The sequence below is a fragment of the Streptomyces sp. NPDC101219 genome, from assembly GCF_044767675.1.
Lineage (GTDB): Bacteria > Actinomycetota > Actinomycetes > Streptomycetales > Streptomycetaceae > Streptomyces.
This window is the reverse complement of sequence record NZ_JBIWOK010000006.1, coordinates 1-16,324: the sequence shown is the minus strand read 5'-3', so window position 1 is coordinate 16,324 and position 16,324 is coordinate 1. Positions and strand designations below refer to the sequence as shown.

Annotated in this window: 18 protein-coding genes and 2 pseudogenes; 14 read left to right on the top strand and 6 right to left on the bottom strand. The window is 74.1% G+C overall.

Annotated features, from left to right (window positions below; genetic code table 11):
• Positions 1-93 precede the first annotated feature (93 nt).
• The 7 genes and pseudogenes from ACIRPP_RS13180 to ACIRPP_RS13150 all read left to right on the top strand — a co-directional run.
• A complete protein-coding gene (locus ACIRPP_RS13180; RefSeq protein WP_192233165.1) occupies positions 94-303 on the top strand; it encodes an MbtH family protein in 210 nt (69 codons plus the stop codon).
• Between the two features lie 34 nt (positions 304-337).
• Positions 338-595: an acyl carrier protein gene (locus ACIRPP_RS13175; protein WP_403641266.1), complete on the top strand. Its 258-nt coding sequence runs from the start codon at positions 338-340 to the stop codon at positions 593-595.
• On the top strand, positions 592-1,860 hold the full coding sequence (locus ACIRPP_RS13170) for a beta-ketoacyl-[acyl-carrier-protein] synthase family protein (RefSeq protein WP_403641263.1): 1,269 nt from the start codon (positions 592-594) through the stop codon (positions 1,858-1,860). The genes ACIRPP_RS13175 and ACIRPP_RS13170 overlap by 4 nt, the downstream gene beginning before the upstream one ends.
• Positions 1,857-2,993: a beta-ketoacyl synthase N-terminal-like domain-containing protein gene (locus ACIRPP_RS13165; protein WP_403641260.1), complete on the top strand. Its 1,137-nt coding sequence runs from the start codon at positions 1,857-1,859 to the stop codon at positions 2,991-2,993. Before ACIRPP_RS13170 ends, ACIRPP_RS13165 begins: the two co-directional genes overlap by 4 nt.
• The gene (gene fabG / locus ACIRPP_RS13160; RefSeq protein ID WP_403641258.1) at positions 2,990-3,742 is read left to right on the top strand and encodes a 3-oxoacyl-[acyl-carrier-protein] reductase; all 753 of its coding nucleotides are present in this window, start codon (positions 2,990-2,992) and stop codon (positions 3,740-3,742) included. Before ACIRPP_RS13165 ends, fabG begins: the two co-directional genes overlap by 4 nt.
• The gene (locus tag ACIRPP_RS13155; RefSeq protein WP_403641255.1) at positions 3,739-4,545 is read left to right on the top strand and encodes a 4'-phosphopantetheinyl transferase family protein; all 807 of its coding nucleotides are present in this window, start codon (positions 3,739-3,741) and stop codon (positions 4,543-4,545) included. The genes fabG and ACIRPP_RS13155 overlap by 4 nt, the downstream gene beginning before the upstream one ends.
• Positions 4,542-5,486: pseudogene (locus ACIRPP_RS13150) on the top strand (hydroxyacid dehydrogenase); the annotation flags it as partial. The gene ACIRPP_RS13155 and the pseudogene ACIRPP_RS13150, both read left to right, overlap by 4 nt.
• 101 nt (positions 5,487-5,587) lie before the next feature.
• Here ACIRPP_RS13150 and ACIRPP_RS13145 read toward each other — a convergent pair.
• A complete protein-coding gene (locus ACIRPP_RS13145; RefSeq protein WP_403641253.1) occupies positions 5,588-6,682 on the bottom strand; it encodes a LuxR C-terminal-related transcriptional regulator in 1,095 nt (364 codons plus the stop codon).
• A gap of 122 nt (positions 6,683-6,804) precedes the next feature.
• Between ACIRPP_RS13145 and ACIRPP_RS13140 the strand changes: the two genes are divergently transcribed.
• The 7 genes from ACIRPP_RS13140 to ACIRPP_RS13110 all read left to right on the top strand — a co-directional run bounded on the left by ACIRPP_RS13140 (position 6,805) and on the right by ACIRPP_RS13110 (position 14,653).
• Positions 6,805-7,212 carry a hypothetical protein gene (locus ACIRPP_RS13140; RefSeq protein WP_403641250.1) on the top strand — a complete coding sequence of 136 codons (408 nt, stop codon included), beginning with the start codon at positions 6,805-6,807 and terminating at the stop codon, positions 7,210-7,212.
• Positions 7,213-7,299: 87 nt separating this feature from the next.
• Complete coding sequence (locus ACIRPP_RS13135) at positions 7,300-7,527, top strand: hypothetical protein (RefSeq protein ID WP_403641247.1); 228 nt, start codon at positions 7,300-7,302, stop codon at positions 7,525-7,527.
• 2 nt (positions 7,528-7,529) lie between these two features.
• Positions 7,530-7,805, top strand: a complete 276-nt coding sequence (locus ACIRPP_RS13130) for a chorismate mutase (RefSeq protein ID WP_192232026.1) — start codon at positions 7,530-7,532, stop codon at positions 7,803-7,805.
• Positions 7,806-7,883: 78 nt separating this feature from the next.
• Entirely contained in the window at positions 7,884-11,828 is a 3,945-nt protein-coding gene (locus tag ACIRPP_RS13125) for an amino acid adenylation domain-containing protein (protein ID WP_403641244.1), read from the top strand.
• The gene (locus ACIRPP_RS13120) at positions 11,828-12,604 is read left to right on the top strand and encodes an SDR family NAD(P)-dependent oxidoreductase (RefSeq protein WP_403641241.1); all 777 of its coding nucleotides are present in this window, start codon (positions 11,828-11,830) and stop codon (positions 12,602-12,604) included. Before ACIRPP_RS13125 ends, ACIRPP_RS13120 begins: the two co-directional genes overlap by 1 nt.
• A 38-nt stretch (positions 12,605-12,642) precedes the next feature.
• Entirely contained in the window at positions 12,643-13,680 is a 1,038-nt protein-coding gene (locus tag ACIRPP_RS13115; protein ID WP_403641238.1) for a 3-oxoacyl-ACP synthase III family protein, read from the top strand.
• Positions 13,681-13,690: 10 nt separating this feature from the next.
• Positions 13,691-14,653 (top strand): zinc-binding dehydrogenase, encoded by a 963-nt coding sequence (locus tag ACIRPP_RS13110; protein ID WP_403641236.1) that lies wholly within the window; start codon positions 13,691-13,693, stop codon positions 14,651-14,653.
• Between the two features lie 182 nt (positions 14,654-14,835).
• Here the strand turns inward: ACIRPP_RS13110 and ACIRPP_RS13105 are convergent, their stop codons facing one another.
• From ACIRPP_RS13105 to ACIRPP_RS13085, 5 genes and pseudogenes are all read right to left on the bottom strand, one after another.
• Complete coding sequence (locus tag ACIRPP_RS13105; protein ID WP_403641233.1) at positions 14,836-15,090, bottom strand: Txe/YoeB family addiction module toxin; 255 nt, start codon at positions 15,088-15,090, stop codon at positions 14,836-14,838.
• Positions 15,087-15,371, bottom strand: a complete 285-nt coding sequence (locus ACIRPP_RS13100; protein ID WP_403641230.1) for a type II toxin-antitoxin system Phd/YefM family antitoxin — start codon at positions 15,369-15,371, stop codon at positions 15,087-15,089. Before ACIRPP_RS13100 ends, ACIRPP_RS13105 begins: the two co-directional genes overlap by 4 nt.
• 286 nt (positions 15,372-15,657) lie before the next feature.
• Entirely contained in the window at positions 15,658-15,963 is a 306-nt protein-coding gene (locus ACIRPP_RS13095) for a tyrosine-type recombinase/integrase (RefSeq protein WP_403642152.1), read from the bottom strand.
• Between the two features lie 15 nt (positions 15,964-15,978).
• Positions 15,979-16,146 (bottom strand): hypothetical protein, encoded by a 168-nt coding sequence (locus ACIRPP_RS13090; RefSeq protein ID WP_403641227.1) that lies wholly within the window; start codon positions 16,144-16,146, stop codon positions 15,979-15,981.
• 92 nt (positions 16,147-16,238) lie between these two features.
• Positions 16,239-16,324 (bottom strand): annotated as a pseudogene (locus ACIRPP_RS13085) (IS5/IS1182 family transposase); the annotation flags it as partial.

Sequence of the window (16,324 nt, the reverse complement as noted above, 5' to 3'; positions counted from 1 at the left end):
CCGCGGGAGACACCAGAAAACCGCTTCCGGAAAGGATTCCCGGACGGCTCCGGCCCCGGCATTCCGGACCTGTTCCCCAGGGAAGGGAAAACCATGAAGAACAACCCGTTCGACGACGACAACGGCACCTTCCTGGTGCTGGTCAACGACGAGGGGCAGCACTGCATCTGGCCCGAGTTCGCCGCCGTCCCGGCCGGCTGGACCACCGTCCTGCCCGCCGGCCCCCGCGACGCCGCGCTCGCCCACATCGAGCGCACCTGGACCGACATGCGTCCCCAGTCCCTCATCCGCAACGCCGCCTGAACACCAGGCCATCCAGAACCGAGAGGCAGCTGCCATGACTGTGAACACGTCCGTGGACGTCACGGCCGTCCGGGCCATCATCGTCGACATCCTGGAGCTCGAGGACGACGAGCTGACGGGCACCAGCCTGTTCATCGAGGACCACGGCGCGGACTCGCTGGGCGCCATCGAGATCCTCTCCCGCATCGAGAAGGAGCTCGGCGTCGTCATCCCGCAGGACGCCCTGGTCAAGCTGGTCAACCTGGACGCCGTCCTCGCCGTCCTGGCCACGGCGGAACGGCGCCTGCCGTGACCGCCGCCCCGACGACGGCCGGCCCCGCCGGGAGGCCGCGCCGCGTCGTCCTCACCGGCTGCGGCGCCCTGTCCAGCATCGGCAACGGGGTCGCCGAGTTCACCGCGGGCCTGCGGGCCGGCCGGGTCGGCACCGGCGACATCACCGTCTTCGACACGGCCGGCTTCCCCAGCGGGCGCGGCCACCAGGTGCACGGCTTCGACCCCACCGCGATGCTGCACCGGGTGGAGCCCGAACGGGCGGGCCGGGCCACGCAGTTCGCCGCCGCGGCGGCCCGGATGGCGGTCGACGACGCCGGCCTCGACGAGGAGTGGCTGCTCGCCCGGCGCGGCACCGTCGTCGTCGGCACCACCGACGGCGAGGTCGGCGAGCTCGACCTGCTGACCGAGTCGGCGCTCGCCCTCGGGCTCACCGCCTTCACCGGCGCGAGCCTGGGCCGGACCGCCACCGGCAGCCTCGCCCTCGGCGTGGTCCGCGAGCTCGGCCTGTCCGACGTGGAGACCTCCACGGTCGCCACCGCCTGCGCGGCCGGCAACTACGCGATCGGCGCCGGGTTCGACGCCCTCCGCAGCGGCCGCGCCGAATGGGCCCTCGTCGGCGGTGCGGACGCGCTGAACCGGAAGACCTTCGCGGGCTTCTCCCGGCTCGGTCTCGTCGCGCCCGACGAGTGCCGTCCGTTCGACACCGACCGGGCGGGACTGCTCACCGGCGAGGGCGCGGGCGTGCTGCTGCTGGAGACCGAGGAGTCCGCGCTGGCCCGTGGCGCGCGGATCTACGCGGAGGTCCTCGGCTACGGCATCAACTGCGACGCCGCGCACCCCACCGCGCCCGAACGGGACAGCGTGGCCCGCTGCATCCGGCTCGCCCTGGACAACGCGTCCGTCAAGCCGGAGGAGGTCGACCTGGTCTCCGCGCACGGCACCGGCACCCCGACCAACGACGCCACCGAGGTCGCGGCGATCCGGCAGGTCTACGGGGACCGGCCGCCGCGCACCATCGGCGTGAAGTCGATGATCGGGCACACCATGGGGGCCGCCAGCGCGCTGGGCGCCATCGCCTCCGCGCTCGCCGTCCGGCACGGCTTCGTGCCGCCCACGGCCAACCACCGCACCACCGACCCGGACTGTCCCGTCGACGTGGTGCCGAACACCGCCGTCGACGCCGACGTGCGGATCGTGCAGAACAACGGCCTCGCGTTCGGCGGCAACAACGCCGTCGTCCTGCTCGGCCGCCACGAGAGCCCCCGAGGGGAGTCCGTCCGATGAGTACCGCGGTCATCACCGCATGGTCGGCCGTGTCGCCGTACGGCACGGGCCGCGACCCGCTCGCCGCGGGGCTGCGCGCCCGTGCCGGGGCGCCCGCGTCCGCCGGGCCCGAGGAGTGGACCGCGGACCCGGACGCGACGGCCCGCGTCGTGCCCGGTTTCGAGGTCCGTGACGCGCTGGGGAAGGCCGGCACGCGGGGCATGGACCGGCTGACCGGCCTCACCGCGGTCACCGTCCGGGAGCTGCTGTCCGGCATTGTCCCGGCCGGCGCCGACGGCACGGCCGGCCGGGACGGTCCGAACGGCTCGGACGGCTCGGACGGCTCGGACGGCTCGGACGGCGCCCTCGGCACCGGTCTCGTGCTGGGCATCGCCTCCGGCAGCGTCCAGGGGTTCATGGAGTTCACCAAGGCGTCCCTCGAAGGCGCCAGCCCCATCGACGTGCCGCCGTCGAAGACGCCCAACATGGCGATGAACCGGGCCGCTTCGGCCAGCGCGATCCGCCACCGCCTGAAGGGGCCCAACACCACCGTGGCGGCCGGCCGGCTCTCCGGCCTCGTCGCCCTGGACCAGGCGCGCAGGCTCCTCGCAGACGGGCACGCGCAGCGGGTGCTGACCGGGTCGGCCGAGGAGTACTCGGCGGCCCGCGCCCACCTCACGCACGCCGCGCACGGCACCGGTGTGGTGCTGGGCGAGGGCTGCGTCATGGTCCTGCTGGAGCCCGGGGACGCGGCGGCCGGCGAGCCGCTGGCCGAGGTGCTGGCCGTCCACCACCGGGTGGCGCCGGACGGCGGCTTCGCCGGGGCGCTCACGGCGGCGGTGCACGCCGCGCTCGCCGAGGCGGGCGTCGCGGCCGGCGATGTCTGGGCGGCCGTGCCGGGCCACGCCCCCGGCACGGCGGGCGAGCAGGAGCTGCGGGTGCACGAGGAGCTGTTCCCGGCGGAGGTCCGCAGCCGCGCGGCGTCCGTCGCGCTGCTCGGCGAGACGGCCGCGGCGACCGGCGCGTACCAGCTGGCCGCGCTGCTGTCGGAGCCGGGCGAGCCGGGCCGGGTCGCCCTGGTCACCACCACGGACCCGGACGGTCCGGTGGGGTGCGCGGTGCTCCGGCTGCTGACGGACGGGGCGGACGCGTGAGCGGCGCGGGGCCGGCGGACGGCCGGCCGGTCGCCCTGGTCAGCGGCGGGTCGCGCGGCATCGGCCGGGCCGTCGCCCTGCGGCTGGCGCGGGACGGGTACGACATCTCCTTCTGCTACCGCGGCGACGAACAGGCCGCCGCGAACCTGGAGAAGGAGCTGGACGGCCTCGGTGTCCGGGCGCTGGCGCGGCGGGTCGACGTGGCCGACGCACCGTCCGTGCGGGACTGGGTGGAGACCACGGAGCGGGATCTCGGGCCGGTGGCGGTCGCCGTCACCTCGGCCGGCATCACCCGGGACAAGCCCCTGCTGTTGATGGCCGACAGCGACTGGCACGAGGTCGTGGACACCAACCTGGACGGCGTCTACCACGTGTGCCGGGCGGTGGTCTTCCCGATGATGAAGCGGCGGGCCGGCAGCATCGTGACCGTCGCCTCCGTTTCCGGCCTGTACGGCAACGCGGGCCAGACCAACTACGCGGCGTCCAAGGCCGGGATCATCGCGTTCTCGCGTTCCCTCGCCAAAGAGGTCGGCCGGCGCGGCATCCGCGTCAACGCGGTGGCGCCCGGCCTGATCGACACGGACATGTCGGCCGTGCTCGACGAGCAGGCCAGGACGCAGGTCGTGGAACGCACCGCGCTCGGCCGGGCAGGCCTGGCGGCGGAGGTCGCCGAGGCGGCGGCGTTCCTGGCCTCGGACCGCGCCTCCTACGTCACCGGCGCCGTGCTGCCCGTGGACGGCGGCCTGTGACGAGCACGGCCGCGGGGCTCGTGCCGGCGTTGCGGCCCGGCGCCTGCCAGCTGTGGTGGGCGTCGGTCCGCGACGCCCACCCGGCGCTGCGCGGCCTCCTCGACGCGGCCGGCCGCGCCCGCAACGACCGGCTGCGGCGGCCGGCCGCGCGGGCGCTGCATCTCACCGCGCACGCGCTGGCCCGCACCGTGGCGGCCGCCCACCTCGGCGTGCCCGTCGCGGAGTTGACGCTGACCGCCACCTGCAAGGGGTGCGGCGGCCCGCACGGCAAGCCCCGCCCGCCGGGGCCGCTGCGGCTGTCCTGGTCGCACTCCGGTGACCGGGTGGTCCTCGCCGTGACGCCGGGCACCGAGGTCGGCGTGGACGTGGAGCGGATCGTCCCGCACGCGCGGGAGACCGCCGAGCGGGTGCTGCGCGAGCCGGAACGCGCGGTCCTCGCGGCGCTCCCCGAGCCGCGCCGCCCCGCCGGCTTCGTGCGCTACTGGACGCGCAAGGAGGCCCTGCTCAAGGCGACCGGCGACGGGCTCGCCGTGTCGCCGGCGCTGCTGCATGTCACCGCGCCCGACGCCCCGCCCCGGCTGCTGTCCTGGTCGGGCCCGGACCGCCCGCGGCTGCCGCTGCGCCTGTACGACCTGGACGCCGGCGCCGGACACCTGGCGGCGCTGGCGTCCGTGGGCGCCCCGGTGCGCCCGGCCGTTCACGACGGGTCCGCCCTGCTCGCCGCGGCCGTCACGGCGGCGGACCTCCCCCGGGCCGCCCGTGACCTCATTCCTCTCACCCCGGAAAGGCCAGTCGTCCCATGAGTCAGTACGTCGTCCTCATCGCCGACGCGCTCAGCCCGCAGGCCGCGGAGGTCCTCACCCGCGACGGCTCCGTGGAGGTGCGGCACGTCGACGGCACCGACCGGCCGGCGTTGCTCACCGCGCTCGCCGGAGCCGACGCGGTGCTGGTGCGCTCCGCCACCCGCATCGACGCCGAGGCCCTCGCCGCCGCCCCGCGGCTGAGGGTGGTGGCCCGGGCCGGGGTCGGCCTCGACAACGTGGACGTCCCCGCGGCCACCGCCGCCGGGGTGCTCGTCGCCAACGCCCCCGCGTCCAACGTGGTCAGCGCCGCCGAGCACGCCGTCGCCCTGCTCCTGGCCCTCGCCCGGCACGTCCCGCGGGCCGACGCCGCGCTCCGGGACGGACGCTGGGCGCGGAGCGCGTTCACCGGCGTGGAGCTCGCGGGCAAGACCCTCGGCGTGCTCGGCCTCGGCCGGATCGGCTCCCTGGTGGCGCGCCGGCTCGCCGCGTTCGACATGGAGGTGATCGCCCACGACCCGTACGCGGACGAGGAGCACGCCCGCGCCCTGGGGGTGCGGCTGACCGGCCTCGACGAACTCCTCGCCCGGGCCCAGTTCCTCACCGTCCACCTGCCGCTGACCGGCGGGACCGCCGGACTGATCGGCGCCGACGCCCTCCGGCGCGTCCGCGGCGACCTGCGGATCGTGAACGCGGCGCGCGGCGGCATCGTCGACGAACAGGCGCTGTACGCGGCGCTGGCGGAAGGGCGGATCGCGGGCGCCGCCCTGGACGTGTACGCGCAGGAGCCCTGCACCGACTCCCCGCTGTTCACGCTGGACAACGTGATCGTGACGCCCCACCTGGGCGCGAGCACGCCCGAGGCACAGGAGCGGGCCGGCACCCAGGCGGCCGAGTCGGTGCTGCTGGCGCTCACCGGCATGCCGGTGCCGGAGGCGGTCAACGCGCCCCTCGCGTCGCCGGCGCCGAACGCGGCCGACGCCCGACACGAAGCGCCCGTGCACGCGCGATGACGGCGCCGACCGGCGCCGCCCGCCCGGCGGCCTCAGCCGCCGGCCGCCCCTTCCGCGGCCGGCGCGGAGGGCGCCGCGCCGTCGTGCCCGGACCCGCCTCCCGCCGTGTCCTCGTCGGCGTCCGCGCCGCTGCGGGCGCTCCTGCCGAGCCAGCCGCGTTCCATCGCCAGCGCCCCCGCTTGGTAGCGGCTGCGGGCACCCAGACGGGCCATCAGGTCGGCGGTGATACGGCGGCCGGTGCGCACGGACACGCCCAGCTTGCGGGCGACGACCTCGTCGGTGTGGCCCTCGAAGAGCAGGTCGAGAACGGCTTGTTCCTGGCGGGTCAGTCCGTCCGGATCCACCGTGGTCGCCCGGCTCCCGCACAGCGGCTGCGCCCGCGCCCACGTCTCCCGGAAGAGCGACACCAGCGCGGTGACGACACCGGCGCCGCGCAGGATCAGCACCCCGCGGGCGGCGGCCTCCGGGTCGATGGGCACGATGGCCGCCCGGCGATCGAAGATGATCATGCGGGGCGGCAGTTGGGGCAGCACCCGCACCTCGCCGCCGATCTCGTCCAGCCAGCGGGCGTAGTTCAGCGTCGCCGGGTCGTTGCGCACCGAGTCCAGGTAGACGTAGCGGACGTCGACACCCCGCTCGACGGCGGCCTGGTCCAGCGGCCGGGCGGCCTCCAGGGCCGCCTCCGTCTGGGCGCCGCCGGGCGCGAACACCTCGACGCTGCTCTCGGCGCCCTGCGCCAGCCGCTCGATCTGGGAGTTGATGGCGTCGAGGCCGGTGTAGCGGCGGACCTCGTCGGTCTGCGCGCCGCTGTCGTCACCGTACTCGGTGAGCATCTGCGTGATGGCCAGGCGGGTGGCGGCGACGGCCTGCTGATGCTGGGCCAGCTCCCGCTCCCGGCGCTGCAGGAGTCCGGCGAGCCCGAACTCCGGGTTGACCAGACGGACCTTGCCCAGCTCCTCGGAGGACTTCCGTACCAGGGTGAGTTCGGCCAGTCTGTCCAAGGTGTGCCTGGCACGCTCCACGGGCCAGTCGAGCCCCTCGGCTATCTCCGCCACACCTGCCCTGGGCCGCTTGAGAAGGATCCGGTACACCGCCTCGGCATCCGCATCAAGACCCAGTTGTCCCATCGTCCGACTCCCCCCGAAGTTCCCCCGTCGACAGCGCGAATTACACCGCAGTCACCTCAATTATCCCAGCCGGTTTCGAGCCAGGGCAACGCTACTCAGAGGTATACGAGCTGGTTCACCGGATGTTCGCGGAGGCGCAACTGATGTATCTGGTGTCGACGACCGTGCCCGCCGGAGCGCTGCCCCGCGAGCCCCCGCTCATCGACCGGCTCCACCGCCTGGCGCGGCCCGAGGACCGGCTGGAGCACGTCCACGTGCTCCGCGCGGCCGACGGCGGGACCCATCTGACGCTCTTTCTCGGCCACCCCGAGAGCGGGGAGACCGAGCGGGCGGCGGCCCGTCTGGTGGCCCGCGCGCTGCCTCCGGCGGTCGGCGCGTGCCTCGACTGGGCGCCGGCCCTGCCGCTCGTCAGCGCCCTGGAGGAGCTCGGCGCCGGCGGCGGTCCGGGGGACGGCCCGGGTGACGGCCTGGATGGCCAAATCGACTGCGGTGACAAGGAGTTGCCATCACAGGACCCTGACATTGCGTAGTGCTGACGGGACTTGAGGTGAGTGTGAGGATCGAAGCACCGAACACGACCACTTCACCGACGTGAAGGTTCCGAGGAGAAGACATTCATGCGCACCCTTGCCCACACCACCGTCAGGCCGACCACCCGCCGGGTCGCCACCGTCGCGTTAGTCGCTCTCGCCGCCGTCGCGACGGCTCCCTCGGCCATGGCCGCGGAGACCACCGGCGGCGGCACGGTCCCGGCCGCGGCGCAGACGGTCGTGGACCTCGAGCAGCAGGCCCGTCAGCTCGTCGAGAACCTGATCGGCACGCTCGGCCACACCTGGGGCAACTGACCATGCAGCAGACCGAGTCGACCGCGCCGGCGGACGTGTCCGCCCTCCGCGCCGACCTCGACCTCGTGGACGCGGAGATCCGAGCCCTGGTGGAACGCCGCCGCGAGCTCTCCCGCGAGATCCAGCGCATCCGCCAGAGTGCCGGGGGCACCCGCACCGACCTCGCCCGCGAGATGAGCGTCATCTCCCCCTACGCCGAGGTCTACGGACGGCAGGGCACGGCCATCGCGATGGCGCTGCTGGAGATCTGCCGCGGCACCGGCGCCGCCGCCCGGTAGCCGCCCTCCCCCCACATACACCGCACCACCCAGCGGGAGGGCCGGGGCGTCCGGCCCTCCTCCCACGAGAGGGTTGACGTGCCAGGTTCCTCCGCCGGCCTCCCGTCCCGGCTTCCGCTCACCCAGGGCCAGGCCGGGATCTGGTACGGCCTGCGGCTGGACCCCTCCGGGCTCGCGTACGCCTACGCCGAGTACCTGGACATCACGGGACCGCTTGGGCCCGGGCTCCTCCGGGAGGCCGTCCGCAGGACCTTCGCCGAGGCGGAGTCGCTGTCCACCGTCTTCGGCGAGGACGCGGACGGCCCCTGGCAGCGGATCCGGGCCGGACGGGAGCACGCCGTGCCGCTCGTCGACCTCACCGGCGAGGCGGACCCGTGGCGGGCGGCACAGGAGTGGATGCGGGCACGCGTCCACTCCCCCCTCGACCCGTCCGCGGGCGAGGTCGCCCGCACGGCGGTGCTGCGCCTCTCCCCGGAACGGCACCTCTGGTTCTGGCAGCTGCACCACATCGTCTCCGACGGTGCGGGGTCGCTGCTCCTGGTCCGGCGCGCCGCGGAGGTCCACGACGCGTTGGCCGCCGGCCGGGCACCTGCCGCCACCCCCTTCGGTCCCCTCGCCGCACTCGTCGAGGAGGACGGGCGGTACCGTGCCTCGGCCGGCTTCCAGAAGGACCGCCGGTACTGGCGCGGCGTGTTCGAGGGCCTCGACCGGGTGCCCGGCTTCCGGGACACGTCCCTGCCGCCGACGGGCGTCGCCCTCCGGCAGACCTGGTACGCGGACCCCGCGCTCCGCGACCGGCTCACCACGTTCGCCGACGCCCACGGCGTCACCTGGCCGCACACCGTGATCGCCGCGTGCGCCGCCCACACCGGCCTGATGACCGGCGCGCCCGACGTCGTGCTGGGGCTCCCGGTCGCCAACCGGCGGTCGGAGGCGGCCGCGACGACCCCCGGCATGGTCTCCAACATCATTCCTCTGCGGGTCTCCTGCCCGCCCGGGGACAGCTTCCTCACCCTGCTCGGCCGCGTCCGCGCGACGATCGACGGGACGCGCCCCCACCGCCGCCACCGGTTCGAGGACATCCGGCGCGACCTGCGCACCCGGCGGGGCACCGCCCGCGTCTTCGGCCCCATCGCCAACGTCATGTCACTCGGCGAGCAGCTGTCGTTCGGCGGCTGCCCCGCCCGGCTCGGCAACCTCGCGCCCGGACCGATCGAGGACCTCATGCTGGGCGTGTACGCCACGCCCGAAAACCTGACGTTCACCCTCGACGCCCACCCCGGCCTCTACGACGACGCCGAACTCACCGGCCACCGCGAGCGGTTCGACACGTTCCTCCGGCAGGTCCTCGCCCGGCCCGAAAACCCCCTCGACGCGATCGGCGTCCTCGGCGACGCGGAGCGGCGCGACCTGACACGGGTGCGCCCGCGCCGGGCCGGCACGGACGGCGGGCCCGCCACCCTCGTGGCCGCCTTCGAGGAACGTGCCGGCCGCCACCCGGCCGCCACCGCCGTGACCTGCGGCGCCGAGACCCTCTCCTACGGGGAACTGAACGCCCGGGCCAACCGGCTGGCCCGCCTGCTCCTGCGGCACGGCTGCGGCCCCGGCCGCCTGGCCGCCGTCCGCCTGCCGCCCTCCCCCGGCCTCGTGGTGGCGCTGCTCGCCGTCCTCAAGGCGGGCGCCGCGTACCTCCCCGTCGACCCGGAGCACCCGCCGGAGCGGGTCGCGTCCCTGCTGGCCGACGCGGAGCCGTCCCTGCTGCTGGACACCGCCGACGGTCCGCGACTCCCCGGCCCTGCGGTCCTCGCGCCCGACGCCCCGGACACCCTCGCCGCCCTGGCCGCCCTCCCCGGCCACGACCCGGCCCCCGCGGAGACCGGCCGGGCCCTCACCCGGGACGACGCCGCCTACGTCATCCACACCTCGGGCTCCACCGGTCGCCCCAAGGGCGTGGTCGTCCCGCACGGCAACGTGCTCGACCTGTTCGCCGCGAGCCGGGAACTCTTCGACCTGCGCCCTGACGACGTGTGGTCGATGGCCCACTCCTTCGCCTTCGACTTCTCCGTCTGGGAACTGTGGGGGCCCCTGCTGCACGGCGGCCGGCTCGTCCTGGTGCCCCCGGCCACCCGCCGCGCACCAGAGCGCCTGCTGCGGCTCCTGGCGGACGAGTCCGTCACCGTGCTGAGCCAGACCCCCTCCGCCTTCCAGCAACTCCTCCAGGCCTACGAGGACGCACCGCGGCCCGGCCGGCGGCCGCCGCTGCGCTACGTCGTCCTCGGCGGCGAGGCGCTAGACGTCCGGTCGGCCGAGCGGTGGTGGGCCCTGCATCCCGGCGACGGGCCGGCGCTGGTCAACATGTACGGGATCACCGAGACCACGGTCCACGCGAGCCACCTCGCCCTCGGCCCGTCCCACCTCACCCGGCACGCCGGGAGCCCGATCGGACGGAGCCTGCCGGGCCTCGCGCTCCACGTCCTCGACGAGCGGCTGCGCCCCGTACCCCCCGGTGTCACGGGCGAGATCTACGTGGCCGGCGCCCAGCTCGCCCACGGCTACCTGAACCAGCCGGGGCTCACCGCCACCCGCTTCGTCGCCGACCCGTCCGGTCCGCCCGGCGCCCGCATGTACCGGTCCGGGGACCTCGCCCGCCGCACCCCCGACGGGCTCCTGCACTACCGGGGGCGCGCCGACGACCAGGTGAAGCTCCACGGCTTCCGTATCGAACTCGGCGAGATCGAGGCCGCGTTGGCCTGCTCCCCGGCGGTCGCGGCCTGCCGTGTCGTCGTCCGCGAGGACGCCGCCGGCGACCGCGTGCTCGCCGCGTACGTCGTCCCGGCCGGCCCGGCGGGGGCCGACACCGCCGCCCTGCGCCGCCGCCTCGCCCGCCGGCTCCCCTCGCACATGGTCCCGGCCACCGTGACGGCGCTCGACCGGATCCCCCTCACGGCCAACGGCAAGCTGGACCGGCGCGCCCTGCCCGACCCGGTGGTCACCGGCGGAAACGACGACACGGCGGCCACCCCCGCCGAGCAGATCGTGCTCGACGCCTTCCGGACCGCCCTCGCCGTGGCGCAACTCTCCGTCCACGACGACTTCTTCGCCCTCGGCGGCGACTCCGTCAAGGCCGTCCGTCTCGCCCGGGCCGTCGGCCGGGGCGTCGAGGTCCTCGACGTCTTCCAGCACCCCACACCCCAGCGGCTGGCCCGGCGCATGCGGCAGCTCCACGACACCGGAGGACGACGCATCCTGCGCCCCCTCACCCCGGCCACGGACGACACCGCCCTGACCCTGGTGTGCGTCCCGTACGGCGGCGGCACCGCGGCCGCCTACCACCACCTCGCCGCCGAACTGGCCCCCTCCGTCACGACCTGGAGCGCCGCACTGCCCGGCCACGACCCGGCCCACCCCGGCGAGCCCCTCCTCGGCCTGGACGAGACGGCCGACCTGATCACCGCCGAGATCCTCGACCGCGTCGACGGCCCCTTCGCCGTGTACGGCCACTGCGCCGGCTCGGCCCTCGCCGTCGCCGTCGCGCAGCGCACGGAACGGCAGGGCAGGCGGCCCGCCGCCGTGTACGTCGGCGGCGCGCTGCCCTCCACCGCGCCGGCCGAGGAACTGGAACGCGCCCAACGCCGGCCGGCGGACGCCCTCCACACCCACATGAAGGCGCTCGGCGGCTTCGACGGCGCCCTCGACGCGACGGACCTGCACACGGTCCTGAAGGTGCTCCGGCACGACATGATCCAGGGCCTGCGCTTCCAGACCGGATCCGGCCGGCGGCAGCACCCGCCGCTCGACGCGCCGCTCGTCGTCGTCATCGGCGACGAGGACCCCGCCACCCGGGGTTACGCCCACGCCCACCGGGACTGGAAGCGGTACGCGGCCCACGTCGAGCTGGCCGAGATCCCCGGCGGCGGGCACTACTTCCTCACCCACCAGCCGCGCGCCCTCGCCGCCGTCATCGCGGCGCGGACCGCCGCGCCCCGCCCGCCCGGCGGCCCGCACGAGGAGCACCAGCACTGATGCCACCCACCACGTCAGCACTGGTCACCGGCGGCACCTCCGGACTCGGACTCGCCGTCGCCGAGCGGCTGATGGCCTCCGGCGTCGTCCCGGTCCTCCTCGGCCGGAGCGCGGAGCGCGGCGAGGCGGCCCTCAAGACGCTCGGCGGCACCGCGGTGTTCGTCCGCGGCGACGTCACGAGCGAGGCGGAGGTGACCGCGGCACTGGACACCGCGCAGCGGCACGGCACCCTCCGCGCCGTCGTGAACTGCGCCGGAGAACCCCACGCGGCGCGGGTGCTCGGCCGGTCCGGCCCGCACTCCCTGGAGGACTTCACGCAGGTCGTCACGAACAACCTGATCGGCACCTTCAACGTCGTCCGGCTGGCCGCCGCCCGCATGGCCGGCAACGAACCGGCCCGCGGCGAACGCGGGGTGCTGGTCAACACCGCGTCCCTCGCGGCCTACGAGGGGCAGGCCGGGCAGGCGGCCTACGCGGCGTCCAAGGGCGGCATCGTCTCCATGACGCTGCCGCTCGCCCGCGAACTGGCCGGCTCCCTCATCCGGGTCGTCACCGTCGCGCCGGGCTTCTTCACCACACCGGCGGCCGCCACGCTGCCCGCCGCCGCCCGCACGGAGCTGGACCGCGACCTGGTGCATCCGCGCCGCTGGGGCGATCCGGCCGAGTTCGCCGCGCTCGTCGCCCACGTCCTCGACAACTCGATGATCAACGGCGGGACGCTCCGCGTCGACGGCGCGGTACGGATGTCGTCCGGCCTGCGGCACCGCAGCACATGACCCGGCAACGCCCGAGACAGGGGAAGGGGACCACCACCATGACGGGGTCCGTCGACAGTACGCGGGTGCCCACCGGCGTCGGCATCCGCTCCATAGGCGTCTGCCTCCCACGGCACGAGGTCACCAACGCACAGCTCGTCGAACGCTTCGACACCAGCGACGCCTGGATGCGCGAACGGCTCGGCATCACCGGCCGCCGGATCGCCGGGCCCGACGAGTTCACCTCGGACCTGGCGCTCGGCGCGCTGGAGGACGCGTGCAAGCGGGCCGGCACGGACCCGGCGGACATCGACCTGCTGATCTGCTGCACCTCCACGCCCGACCACATGATCCCGGCGGTCGCCGCCCTGGTCCTGCGCAAGGCCCAGGTGCACGGCGTGCCCGGCTTCGACGTGAACGCGGGCGGCTGCGCCGGCGGCCTGTTCGCCCTCGACGTCGGCCACAAGTACATGGAGTCGGGCCAGTACCGGCGCGTGGCCGTCGTCGTCGCCGACACGGTGGCCCAGCTCAACGACCCGGACGACCGCACCCAGCACGCCATCTTCGGCGACGGTGCCGCCTGCTACCTCCTGGAGCACTGCACGGGCAGCCCCGGCATCGGCCGGACCGTCCTCGGCACCGACCCCGGGCGCTACTACACCGCGTACATCGAACGCGTCGCCGAGGACGGGCGGCTGAACCGCTTCAGCGGGCCCAACGTGACCCGCATGGACGGCAAGGGCGTCAAGGACTTCGCCCTGCACGTGGTCCCCGGCTTCGTGGACGAGGTGACCGCGAAGGCGGGCGTCGCCCTCGACGAGCTGGAACTGATCGTCACCCACCAGGCCAACCCCACCCTCGTGCGGGAGCTGATCCGCCGCCTCGGCCAGCCGGCCGGCAAGGCGGTCGTCGTCGCCGACCGGTTCGGCAACACCAGCGGCTCCAGCGTCGTCATCGCCCTCGCCGAGGCCGAGCGCACCGGCCGCCTCGCCCCCGGCGACGCGATCCTCCTGCTCGGCTTCGGCGCCGGCATGAGCTACGGCGGCACGGTCGTGCACTGGTGCGGCCGGGACGACTTCCCGCAGCGGGAGTGGTGACCACCCCCTCATGCTGGCCGCCCACGCCGCCGAGACCGGCCTCCCCGACCCCCTCCGGGGCCTGCGCGTCGGGGACCTCCCGGCTCCCCGCCCCCGCCCCGGCTGGGCCCGCGTCACCGTCCGGGCCGCCTCCCTCAACCACCACGACCTGTGGTCGCTGCGCGGGGTCGGCCTGCCCGCCGACCGGCTCCCCATGACCCTCGGCACCGACGCCGCCGGCGTCGACGAGGACGGCAACGAGGTCGTCGTCCACCCCGTGGTCGGCCTCACCGGCCACGGTCTCGCCCCCGGCGAGGCCCGCTCCATCCTCACCGAGAAGTACCAGGGCACCTTCGCCGAGCAGGTCACCGTCCCCACCGCGAACCTCGTCCCCAAGCCCCCGGAACTCTCCTTCGCCGAGGCCGCCTGCCTGCCCACCGCCTGGCTCACCGCCTACCGCATGCTCTTCACCCAGGCCCGCGCCCGCCCCGGCGACACCGTCCTCGTCCAGGGCGCCGGCGGCGGCGTCGCCACCGCCGCCATCACCCTCGCCCGGGCCGCCGGCCTCCGCGTCTACGCCACCAGCCGCGACGCCCGCAAACGCGCCCGCGCCCGCACCCTGGGCGCCACCGACGCCCTCCCGCCCGGCACCCGCCTCCCCCACCCGGCCGACGCCGTCCTCGAAACCGTCGGCGCCGCCACCTGGTCCCACTCGGTCCGCTCCCTCCGCCGCGGCGGCACCCTGGTCGTCTCCGGCGCCACCACCGGCGACCGCCCCCCGCACACGGAACTGACCCGCATCGTCGACCACGAACTCACCGTCATCGGCTCCACGATCGCCACCCGCGAGGAACTCACCGCCCTCCTCACCTTCTGCACCACCACCGGCACCCGCCCGGTCATCGACCAGACCTTCCCCCTCCCCCGAGCCGCAGAGGGCTTCGCCCGCCTGGCCGCGGGCCACCACTTCGGCAAGATCGTCTTCACGGTGTGAGCGGGCGGGCCGGGGCCAGTAGCCACCCGTTGCGGGGCGCACCCAACGACCCCCGAACCGGGTTGGTGACACCGAAGTTACTAACATCGACGTTAGTAAGCGCCTAAGGACTGTCCCGTAACTGCTGTTTGCATCCGTTCCGTCCCGACCGAGGGACTGGCTCAGTGGCGACAACGGAGAACTCAGTAGTGATAGCGGGCCGCGAGGATCACGACCTCCTTGTCCGTGACCAGATAGACCAGCCGCTGCTCGTCGTCGATCCGCCGCGACCAAGCACCTGGCAGGTGGTACTTGAGCGGCTCGGGCTTACCGATTCCCGTGAAGGGGTCGCGTTTGACGTCCTCGATGAGCTTGTTGATCCGAGCGAGCATCTTGCGATCGTTCTTGAGCCAGGACGTGTAGTCCTCCCAGCCCTGATCTTCGAAGACCAGCCTCACTCGGCACCCTCACTGACCGCATCCGGCGACTCGGGGTCGATCAGCTCTCGCTCCGCCACATTGCTGTTGGCCAGGGCGTTCTCGTACGCCTTGAGCAACCGGCGAGCGTTCGCCGGGGAACGCAGCAGGTACGAGCCCTCACGCAATGCCGCGTAGTCCTCGGCCGAGACGAGGACGGCATTGCCGTGCTTGGAAACGATCTCGATGGCCTCGTGGTTCTCGTTGACCTTCTTGATCAGCGGAAAGAGAGCCTTCCGGGCTTCGCTCGCAGTTATCGACATGACCTCACCCTTCCGGCAGTGGTACCGGATAACGTACCACTCTCACCGCTCAGAGCAGACATCTCAGCACCACCCCGGCAAGGGCAACAACAAGGGGCCGACCCCGGAGAGGCCGACCCCTTGCTGCATGCAGGCTTGACGAAGCCCTTGACTCACCGCGACGAGACGCTCACACGTTGAAGCGGAACGTTCAATGCAGCGCTCCCACCTGCGCAAACGTTCCTTCGGGTGATCGTATCCAGCACCGATCCAGCACCGTCGGGACTCATCCAGCACATCAAGCACATCAAGCCGCGGAGACAGACTCCCCCGAGTCCTCGACCGCAGGGCGCATGGCGTTCTGCATGACGTCTCGACAACGATCCCACGCCTCGGGGACCAGGTGACCATAGATGTCCACGGTCGTCTTGATCGACTTATGGCCGAGCCAGCGCGAGACCTCGCGGATCGGTACGCCGTTCGCCAACGCGGTCGAGGCGAAGAAGTGCCGGAGACTGCCAGGCGTGTATTTGGCCTTGCCATCCACATCGACCAGGCCGGCCGACACGCACGCCTTCTTGAAGTGGTAGCCGTAGGTGGAGGCGGTGGGCATCACGCCCTTGCCACGCTAGCGCGGGGCGAAGAAGACCTCCAGACGCCGTCGCCTGCCCCGCAGTCCGGTGAAGGCCACGGGCGCCGGCTCCCACCGCGACAGGTGGTCGTCGATCTCCTGCTCGACGAACGGGGCTACCGGGACGTCCCGGTACTCACCCTCCGCCCGGTGCTTGAGCGGCACGAAGGCCGTGCGGCAGTCATCGCGCCGAGCCTTGGCGCTGACCTGCCAACGGATCCTGACGAAACCAGAGCGTCGGCACTCAGTGAGCGTTTTCAGCGCTGCCTCTCCAGGGTGAGGACGGCTTTGGTGACTGACGTCATGCGGTTGGGGCTGATCCGGGACCTTCGGAAGATCCGCC

Excerpts from the sequence above, each read along its gene's own strand:
- ACIRPP_RS13180 (WP_192233165.1), top strand. The coding sequence starts at position 94 with ATGAAGAACAACCCGTTCGACGACGACAACGGCACCTTCCTGGTGCTG.
- ACIRPP_RS13175 (WP_403641266.1), top strand. The coding sequence starts at position 338 with ATGACTGTGAACACGTCCGTGGACGTCACGGCCGTCCGGGCCATCATC.
- ACIRPP_RS13165 (WP_403641260.1), top strand. The coding sequence starts at position 1,857 with ATGAGTACCGCGGTCATCACCGCATGGTCGGCCGTGTCGCCGTACGGC.
- ACIRPP_RS13145 (WP_403641253.1), bottom strand. The coding sequence starts at position 6,682 with ATGGGACAACTGGGTCTTGATGCGGATGCCGAGGCGGTGTACCGGATC.
- ACIRPP_RS13140 (WP_403641250.1), top strand. The coding sequence starts at position 6,805 with ATGTTCGCGGAGGCGCAACTGATGTATCTGGTGTCGACGACCGTGCCC.
- ACIRPP_RS13135 (WP_403641247.1), top strand. The coding sequence starts at position 7,300 with ATGCGCACCCTTGCCCACACCACCGTCAGGCCGACCACCCGCCGGGTC.
- ACIRPP_RS13130 (WP_192232026.1), top strand. The coding sequence starts at position 7,530 with ATGCAGCAGACCGAGTCGACCGCGCCGGCGGACGTGTCCGCCCTCCGC.
- ACIRPP_RS13120 (WP_403641241.1), top strand. The coding sequence starts at position 11,828 with ATGCCACCCACCACGTCAGCACTGGTCACCGGCGGCACCTCCGGACTC.
- ACIRPP_RS13115 (WP_403641238.1), top strand. The coding sequence starts at position 12,643 with ATGACGGGGTCCGTCGACAGTACGCGGGTGCCCACCGGCGTCGGCATC.
- ACIRPP_RS13110 (WP_403641236.1), top strand. The coding sequence starts at position 13,691 with ATGCTGGCCGCCCACGCCGCCGAGACCGGCCTCCCCGACCCCCTCCGG.
- ACIRPP_RS13100 (WP_403641230.1), bottom strand. The coding sequence starts at position 15,371 with ATGTCGATAACTGCGAGCGAAGCCCGGAAGGCTCTCTTTCCGCTGATC.
- ACIRPP_RS13095 (WP_403642152.1), bottom strand. The coding sequence starts at position 15,963 with ATGCCCACCGCCTCCACCTACGGCTACCACTTCAAGAAGGCGTGCGTG.